Annotated in this window: 8 protein-coding genes and 2 pseudogenes; 7 read left to right on the plus strand and 3 right to left on the minus strand. The window is 41.1% G+C overall.

Annotated elements, in window-relative coordinates; translation table 11 throughout:
• Positions 1 to 65 precede the first annotated feature (65 nt).
• The 6 genes and pseudogenes from OH663_RS25445 to OH663_RS25470 all read left to right on the plus strand — a co-directional run.
• On the plus strand, positions 66 to 272 hold the full coding sequence (locus OH663_RS25445) for a TraR/DksA family transcriptional regulator (RefSeq protein ID WP_476579527.1): 207 nt from the start codon (positions 66 to 68) through the stop codon (positions 270 to 272).
• 8 nt (positions 273 to 280) lie between these two features.
• Entirely contained in the window at positions 281 to 664 is a 384-nt protein-coding gene (locus OH663_RS25450) for a hypothetical protein (protein WP_263525919.1), read from the plus strand.
• Positions 627 to 749, plus strand: a complete 123-nt coding sequence (locus OH663_RS25455) for a DUF4222 domain-containing protein (protein ID WP_263525920.1) — start codon at positions 627 to 629, stop codon at positions 747 to 749. Before OH663_RS25450 ends, OH663_RS25455 begins: the two co-directional genes overlap by 38 nt.
• Positions 750 to 878: 129 nt before the next feature.
• Positions 879 to 1154, plus strand: coding sequence for a hypothetical protein (locus OH663_RS25460; RefSeq protein ID WP_263525921.1), 276 nt, complete (start codon positions 879 to 881; stop codon positions 1152 to 1154).
• Positions 1155 to 1290: 136 nt separating this feature from the next.
• Positions 1291 to 1491 (plus strand): helix-turn-helix transcriptional regulator, encoded by a 201-nt coding sequence (locus OH663_RS25465; RefSeq protein ID WP_023294204.1) that lies wholly within the window; start codon positions 1291 to 1293, stop codon positions 1489 to 1491.
• Between the two features lie 253 nt (positions 1492 to 1744).
• Positions 1745 to 2718, plus strand: a pseudogene (locus OH663_RS25470) (tyrosine-type recombinase/integrase); the annotation flags it as partial.
• A gap of 1092 nt (positions 2719 to 3810) precedes the next feature.
• Here the strand turns inward: OH663_RS25470 and OH663_RS25475 are convergent.
• Positions 3811 to 4113, minus strand: coding sequence for a hypothetical protein (locus OH663_RS25475; RefSeq protein WP_200010381.1), 303 nt, complete (start codon positions 4111 to 4113; stop codon positions 3811 to 3813).
• A 1333-nt stretch (positions 4114 to 5446) separates the two neighbouring features.
• Between OH663_RS25475 and OH663_RS25480 the strand changes: the two genes are divergently transcribed.
• Entirely contained in the window at positions 5447 to 6667 is a 1221-nt protein-coding gene (locus OH663_RS25480) for an O-antigen polymerase (protein WP_200010230.1), read from the plus strand.
• A gap of 447 nt (positions 6668 to 7114) precedes the next feature.
• On the opposite strand, the pseudogene OH663_RS25485 reads toward OH663_RS25480, so the two are convergent.
• Both OH663_RS25485 and hpaR read right to left on the minus strand, forming a co-directional pair.
• A pseudogene (locus OH663_RS25485) lies at positions 7115 to 8281 on the minus strand (IS3 family transposase).
• A gap of 405 nt (positions 8282 to 8686) precedes the next feature.
• Entirely contained in the window at positions 8687 to 9163 is a 477-nt protein-coding gene (gene hpaR, locus OH663_RS25490; protein WP_200010231.1) for a homoprotocatechuate degradation operon regulator HpaR, read from the minus strand.
• Between the last annotated feature and the right edge of the window lie 120 nt (positions 9164 to 9283).

Here is a 9283-nt window from a genome sequence, read left to right on the forward strand (position 1 = left end):
GACACGGATGATGGTGCGGTCTGCATCTGGCTTCGAAGTAAGGAGCACTCATGACATCATAAATCATCGATCAGGCCAGCGATCTCGAAGAGATGATGCGCGACCATGCTATTCAGGCTCACAGACTCAACCACTCAGCAGTATCAGCAACGCACTGTGAGGAATGCGGGGACAAGTTGCCGGAGGATCGCCGGAAAGCGTATCCGGGATGCACGATGTGCGTCGAGTGCCAGAGCAATATTGAATTGCGTAAGAAGATTGGGAGGATGTGATGTGTGAGATGCCAGCAGTATTTGCGCAAGAGCAGCGCAAAGCCAGAAAAGAACATAAGTGCTGCGAATGCGGAGTCATCGTTAAACCAGGTGACCACTATACCTATTCACACGGCGTATGGGATGGCTCAGGTCAGAGCTTCAAACAATGCTTAGACTGCGCGGAGGTGTCAAACGCTGCTGCGGCATTTGTTGAAGACCCGGAAGATGGGCCAGCGTTTACTGGCTTGCGTGAATGGTTCATGGGCTATTCATGCCGGGAATTTAAAGGAGAAGAATTGGTTAAAAGCTTCGCCGCCGATCTGAACGTGGAAGAAAACAAAATCCGCAAAGTTTTGCGTATGGAGCCTGCCAATGTTCCAGCTAATTCAACGGGGTCAGATATACGCTGACCAGCATAACTGGCCCGTCATAATCCATTCAGTCACATCACAGATAGTCCGCTACTGGCGACAAGGCCGGGTCAACACAGCATAAATCGACCGATTTAATTCTGATTTCGAGCCTCTTGATCATCACGAGGCGGCACAGATACGCGCCGAACTTGAAACAGCAGAGCACATTAAACGACTACGCGCTATGAAGCGGGTGGCCTGAGGAGAAGTTATGGGGAAGACATCTATTCGTCTTGAGGAGTTTAAGCGGGACGCTAATGGCCTTGAGGACTACAGCAAATACACCGTCATCAGCCACTCCTCTCAGGAACATTCAACAATAGTCGATTGGCCCATCGAACTCGAGTATCGACCAATGACGCATCTCAACCAGGTATCAATGAACATTCATTCTGACCTGCACGAGACAAAAGAAGAAGCCATGGAGCAATTAGGTCGATGGCTTGTTCGTCTAGGAGAGGCGTTGCAAGAACACAATCTCAAATAACGCAACTGATAGCCAGTTATGAGCTGGCTATTGGGTGCGAATGCACTGCCACGTTATCCCCCCATTTGCCCTCCATTGCGAGGGCATTCTTTTTGCCTGACTTCCAGGTTCGATTTCCAAACCGGAGATGAAACCCATGCAACACCAATTACAGCCCGATTCACTGGTTGATCTGAAATTCATCATGGCCGATACTGGTTTCGGAAAGACCTTCATCTATGACCGCATCAAAGACGGCACCCTGCCAAAAAGCAAACTCATCCATGGCCGCGCACGCTGGCTATATAGTGAACACTGCGAGTTCAAACAAAAGCTCTTAAGCCGCCTCGATGGGTAAAATTGCGGGTAAAATAAAATACACTTCTGAAAATTCCCTTTCCATACAATCCCCTGCCATGCCAATTCGATGTATGCAGGGGACACCATGAACACTTCTCACAAAGTCCAACGTAGTACATAACTCATTGATTTTAATTCATACTCCTTATTTTATTCGTCCAGTAAAGTGCCATTATTTCTAATGGAATCTATACAATACATCTTTGCGTATAACATTGTGTATAACTGAGTTCGATCTTTTTTCTATACACATGCTGCTATCTGACATCCAAATAAAAAGAGCAAAACCGAAGGACAAACCCTATACGCTTAACGATGGTATGGGCCTATCACTCCTCATCGACACAACGGGCAGCAAAGGCTGGCGTTTCCGCTATCGCTTTGCAGGTAAGCCAAAGATGATTTCCTTCGGCGTATATAGCGATGTGTCATTGGCACAAGCACGTGCTAAACGTGATGAAGCGCGTTCGATGTTAGCCAAAGGGATCAGACCCAAGTGAAGCCAGAAAAGCAGATAAGATTGCTTTGCAGTTCGCGCATGAGAACAGCTTAGAGTCAGTGGTCAGAGAATGACACTCATCGAAAAAAACCACCTGGTCAGAGGGGTATGCAAAAGAGGTTCTCAACTTCATGGAAAAGGATATTTCTCCTTTTATCGGCCAACGGCCCAATCGAACAGATTGAACCGCAGGAACTGCTCACCGTTCTGCAAAAAATAGAGGAAAGAGGTGCACTGGAACAAACCAGTAAGAGCCGCCGACGCTACGGTGAAGTACTTTGGTATGCTGTTGCTACAGGTCGCGCTAAATATAACTTTTTACCCGATTTAGCTATCACACTCAACAAACCGAAAACTCAACACTTCCCGTTCCTGACTGAAAGCGAGTTGCCCGAGTTCGTCAATGCTCTGTATAACTATCAGGGTAGTTTAGTCACCAAATACGCCACGTAGCTGTTGATGCTAACAGGTGTGCGAACAATTGAGCTAATGGGCTGAGTTTGATTTAGATAATGCCTTATGGGAGATCCCCAAAGAACGGATGAAAAAACGACGCCCCCATTTGGTTCCGTTATCTGCTCAGGCGATCAGCATCCTGAAAAAGCTGCAAGAAATAGCTGGGAATTACAACCTCGTTTCCCAGGACGAAACAACGTCAGGAAACCAATGAGCGAAGCCAGTATCAGCAAAGTGATAAAACTACTGGGCCATCATGGTCGGTTAACTTGTAAATAGACCCGTTTTAGTTCCATGCATTTTTTGAGATCCCGGCCAAATAATGGTGTTATCGATATTCATCGGCACCAGTATCCGTATCTGTCAGGAAGAACTCCGTGCCATTAATGGCTATTTTTTGTGGAAACGACTCCCCCCTGTATGCAACTCACTGGCACCAATATTGATGGCATTGCCTGACACGGTGTTAACATCACGCAAAGTGATATTCTTCATTAGCCAACCTGACTCCAGAATTGAAGTCTGTAAAATATTCTCACCCAACTAGCTTAATGAAAAACGTTGATTCGTATCAAGTTTATAGTCTGAACCAGACGTAAATTATTGATGGCAACGACGAGCCGCACCCGGCATTTCTGGTTTAAAGGAATACATAGCCATCATCTATTTTTATAATTAAGATAATATTTTTGTACTTAGATACCCGATTGTATTTCATTACATACTCAACATAATCCCGGTCATTTACGACTAAACATAATACATAATCATCAGTTCGATAGCACTCCCAATAAGCCATATCCCTTATCATTCCACCATTATTAAATAAAGAAATAAAGCCAGCAGGGTTCTAGCCAGATTGGAGAAATATGTTCAGTAATCGCTTATAGATTCCCTTCCCAATGTAGTTTACTTCATCGACCAGCACACCTGGCAAAAGCTTGATCATGCTCAGTCGGTTATTTTGCTCATTCAGCCGGGAAACAACCAGATGGTAATACCGTCCAGCATCCGCACTTCAGCATGCCCAGTTTTTTTGTTCAGGCTTCAGTAATGCTGCTGACAATGTTTTATGAAAATGTGCTTTTCCATCCAACTTCCACATTTGTCACTTCACGCTGCCGGAACATCTTACTGACGACACAAATGGGCATAACGACTTAGGAGCAGGTTGATCTCATTCGCCACAGTTTCCGAATCAAGTACTGTTAGATCCGTAAGTGAATACATCTTTTCACCTTTTGCGCGCAGCTTATTCAATGAAAATATTTCAATAATATGCATAATACAGGCTGCGTCGCTATGAGTCTCTTTAAACGGGCTTACTTTATAAGAATTTAATACTGATGGTGGGTCTAACGACTACTCTCTTGCGTTAAGATTTTCGGAGCAAATGGCCGGAGCAATAATAGCCACGTTGAAATTTATAGGCATAAATACGTCATTATCAAAATTAACGTCTTTGATAGAACTTATAATAATATTTTTATTAATAGCTATAATTGATGAAAAGATGGTATTCCCTGAATATATAGTCATAGCTCCAGTGGTTAGGGCGTCTCTTGCAAGAGCATCTAATGGCGATGATTGGGTTGCATCTAAAATACTAGTATTAAACCTGTTGTTTTCTTTGAGATTACTAGCTATCCACTTTATTTGTGGCATTAGCCAGCTTACTCTTTGTATCATTCAATGCTTGCAGAATATCCTGATGCTCATGAGTTAGTAATGTTAATGATTCTTGCATTTTCATTAGCAATTTTAACTTACTACATGGTTGAAAATTCAATTCATGATTCAATAGATAAATCAATTACATAAGTAATATTGGCATCGATTTTATTTGGCGTTGGAATTGCTGACTCTGCCATATATCTAATAATTGGAGTTAAAGATAGAGATGTAAATAAATCAGCTGTAGAATATGTGTCTGTAATCAATACATACGAAGAACTGTTCCGTTGCGGAGTTTGTCACTCAGTAATGTTCAAAGATTTAATATCACATGGTGTATTAAAAAAGCCAGTATAACATTTTATAATTAGTGATTCATATGCTGCAATGTTTTTTAACGGTTTATCTAATCACATAAATAGAAATGAATTAAAACATGTAATAAACCAGATGACAGACGAAAATGCTCCGCCATTGTTTGTTGATGGGAAAGATGACCTTCAAAGGATCGTAAACTCCATAAACATTGACAGGATCAATGAGATTGGTAGTGTAAAGCCTGAGATAATTTTAATGACATGGTCAGTTCGTGGTACAAATAGTGTGCATGATAAAAACTAGCAATTGACACGTTAGTCATCAACGGTAAAAAGATGAAGGATATCCTCTCAGACTAAAGAATTATTGTTATTGGACCAGTTCCTGAATGGAATGCTAATCTAGTTAAAGTCGTATCTAATTGCTTAAGTGAATTTAAAAAAATTTTCTAGATATAGGGCATACGGACTTAATAATAAAATATTGGGATACATAATTTAACAATAACATTCCAAAAATTGTTGATGAATATACTTCTGCATATAGTGTTTTATGTAATGAAAGTGGATGCCTTACTAGAGTTGATGATAATTGTGATTTCGTCACGACTGTGGATTGGGGACATCTAACAAAACCAAGGGCCAACTTCCTTTTCGATAAGATAGGTAAGCAAATAACCAAAGAGTTCTGTAATCAAACCGGCTGATTGTTCAGTCGGTCATATTTGATGATTTTGTCGAAATATGTAGCGCATGCTCTTTGAATTGTGGGCTCTGAAGCGCTACAAGCAAAGAAATGTCGTAGTGGATAGTGATTAAGATGCGTGATAGGATATATGATGGTAACTGACAAATCAATGGAGTAAATCATGAGCAAAAACAATGAGATACCTTACACAGGGTTTCTGCCAAGAAAAAATTTCTCAACGCCACAATTTATGGTTATGGTTTTGGCTGTATTGTTGCTAACATTTTTAATTTTAAGCATTTTCTTCTAAAGGTTTTGTATGCTTATAATTTCATACATTACATTATGTTTGATCTTCGTCCTTTTCCTTTACTTTAAAGCAGTAAGGATTGAGGGTAAAGTAATAAACGTAATGGTTCCATACTTAATAATAACGGTGCCAACACTATATGTTTTTGAAGGTATTTTTGTATACATTTCAGAAATTAAAGAATACACTTTTGAATATTTATTTTTTTATACCTGCTATATTATATACATAACTTCATTTGTTTTATCATATCTTTACACTCAGAGACAGGCAATAAATATAAATTCGAGTCAAACAGAAAAGCATAGATATATATTTTCTGCGGTATTATTCACAGTTCTTTCCTTTGTTTTTTACCTACCGGTATTGATCGAGTTTAGAGAGTACATTCTTAGCCCAAGACGAATATACGAACTAACAAGAACTGGTTACGGATTGTATTTTTACCCATCGTTAATGTTTTCTCTTGTTGCTTCCATATGCGCATTCTTTACATACAAAATATCAAAGATACTGTGCATTTCAATAATTTTAATAAATTGTATTCTAATTTTCCTACACGGAAACAAAGGTCCAATATTTAGTATATTTATAGCATTTATTCTTTATCTTTCTTACATAGAAAATAAAAATATTAAGTTCATGTTTCTAGTGAAGTCATTTGCCATTATAACTATAATAGTCACAGCATTCTTTGCTTACACGTTCTCAGATGGTAATCCAATAGAGAATATGGCTAATTATTCTGACTATACCAGAAACGCAGTTCTGATAGCGTCATCTAAATTCGATTTCATGTATGGTAAGTTGCTGATGGAGAGTGAAATATACTCAAGGATACCAAGGGCATTATGGACTGGTAAACCTGATGATTTCGGCGCTTTGTATCTGGCAAAGGTGTTTTTCCCTGATGCTTTCTACAGGAACCAAGGAGCGCCAGCATTTGGTTATGGTGAATTATATGCAGATTTCGGTCTTTTCACTCCAGTATGGTTAATTATATCTGGTGTATTTAAAGGAATTCTTGCAAAATACTTTTCTAACAAAACACAGCAAACAAAATCAGCTCATTATTTTATAATGTTTCTGTTCTGTATTGGCATAGGAATCATTCCTGTTAGCATGGGATGGCTGTTCCCCGAGCATCTAATGGTTGCATTTATGGTTTTTGTTGCCTCTTCACTTATTATCTCAAAGAGGTACGCATTTGTACTAATAAAAACAAAGTAACTAAAAAGCGTCGGGTTAACCGCCGCTTTTTAATTTTGAAGTGTAAATGTCGGTCTTGTAAAGTTTGTTAGGTTTGTTGAGTCACCATTGCCAACGAATATAACTTTTTATTCGCTAAGGATAACGTTTGAATTACCTGAAGTTGATTTTGTAATAATATCTCCATAATGTTTTTTTCATTTTCACTAACTCTGAGGCCTGCTGATGTACCGCCATTTCCAGATCAACCTCTTTACCTAATCTGACCTATGTTATCAGCATAATACAGACCGGAATTTGTTCCTGTAAAATAAGAGTGATATATATCATTATTACTAGATGCTCTCCTTCATGCCCATTATTAGGTATGGGACGGTTACTTCTCTTTGTAGATTTAATATCAATAATATTTACACTTTTTACTGAATCGCCACGGATAATCCAGATACTTCCTAGCCGTTGATAATGTTAGCTTTCATATTCAGCTGGTGGCATCTGATTGCTCGAACCATGCCGACGCCTACAGTTATAAAACATTTCGATGTAATCAAAAATATCGCTGTGGGCTTCTTCCCGCGTTTCGTAGATCTTTTTCTTTATCCCTTCGCGTTTCAGTAGTTGAAAAACGCTTTCTGCTACTACGTTGTCGTGACAGTTACCACGACGACTCATACTGCCTTCCAGACTGTGTGATTTAAGGAAAGACTGCCAGTCATGGCTTGTATATTGACTCCATTGACCTCGCCAGAATTTCCAAAAGTGCATGGAATTAAAACGGGTCTATTTACAATTTGAGTGAACCAGTACCTATTTTTAAGGACTACAACACAGCACAGCATAAGACCCCCCTTCAGGACAATGTCTTTGGTTATCCGGGGTTCCATTGACCAGCCGATAACTTTCCGGGAGAACAGCCCAACTACCACTGCCAGATACAGCCAGACTTCGTGGATCCTGATGTAGGTTATGTCCGTAACCCAAAGCCCATCAGTTGACCTGGGTTAAACTGCCGCTGGAGCCTGTTCGTCAACACGATACTGGCTTTACATTTACGTGCCCGCGGGCTCCGGTATCCAACCCGAGCCTTTATTCCAGCACGTTTCATCAATTGCCAGACCCGGTTAACACCGCACAGTTGCCCGGAATCACGCAAGTCGAGATGGATCTTGCGATAGCCATAAACGCAACTTAACTCCAACCAAAACTGTTTGATCTGCCTAGTCAGCATCTGGTCTGTCTGGGCTAGCAGTAAATGCTGCACTAAAGCCAAGTGTAAAACCCACTCGGATGAACATCCAGCACTCGACAGAACAGACGAACAATCCAGCAACAGGTGTTATCACAGATAAAGGCGTAACTAAGTCGGACAGTTTTGCGAAATACACCGCGGCTTTTTTAAAATGTACCGTTCGTCTGTAACCCACTTCAGCTCCTTTTAGAGTCGGCAGATCTCTGCCTAAGCATCTGACAGTCCTTTATTTGCGGAATAGCCCGGCCCGTACTTCTTTATCCATGCATAAAGACTGTGGGTGGTGATATCGAGACGTGTTGCACACTGGAAACAGAATGGCCACGATCAACAAACTGTTTAACTGCTTCAATTTTAAACTCTTCAGGACAACGCTTACTGCTAATGTAAGCCTCTCTTTAAGCCATCTTAAATGACTCTGAGATGTCTGTTAAACCTGCGGCGATTCAGCTATCCCTTTTGCACAGTTAGCAGGGTTTCTTTTTGCCTAGCTTCCAGGTTTGATTTCCAAAATGTAGATGACACCAATGCGAGAATTACGAGACAACTCTCTCATTGACTCGAAGTTCATAATCGATGATGCCGGCTCTACAGCTAAGTATTTTTATTCGTAGATTAATGTCCCAAACCAATCAAACTTGGTCGCACATCACGATGGATGTATGCCGACGACCAAAACTGGAAACGCAGCTACCTATCCCCTCTGAAAAATGCATCATGATTTGCCTTTGCGGGCATACACGCGGGCACAAAATTCTTCAACTCTACAAAACCTCATATTTCCCCTGTGGTTACGTCAATTTTATGATGTCTGCAGGGGACACCAGAGACTCCTCTTCACTATCTCCCCCAGTCCCATTACCCAGCGTAATAAACTCTTGCAGTAGCGCGGTAAGTTGTCGCATTTTTTCGACAGTAAATTCAGCTTCGATCAGGCGATAGGCCTCTTCCACCTCGGACCTCGCACTTTCATACAGCGTCGAACCCGCAGGCGTGAGCGAAATGTACAGCTTGCGCTGATCGTTCACCGGCTTTAAGCGCAACACCAGACCATCGCGTTCCATGCGGGTCAGAATACCGGTCAGGCTCGGGCGTAAAATACAAGCGCGAAAGGCCAGATCGTGAAAATCCATCGACGGGTTTTCGGCAAGGATACGCACGATACGCCACTGCTGCTCGGTAAGATTATGGCGTTTAACGATGGGGCGAAAGTGTGTCATCGCCGCTTCCCGCGCCTGCAGCAGCGCGATAGTTAATGAATCATGCATGACTTACCTCTGAACCTCATACCTGTTTGTTAATAAGTTAATAAATAGCGTTAATTGCACCAGATCGCAACCAGCTTCTATCCCTGAAAAGTACAACACAACACACAAAATAATTTATCC

Origin of the sequence: Citrobacter sp. Marseille-Q5395 (assembly GCF_947057495.1) — a bacterium.
Taxonomy (GTDB): domain Bacteria; phylum Pseudomonadota; class Gammaproteobacteria; order Enterobacterales; family Enterobacteriaceae; genus Citrobacter; species Citrobacter murliniae.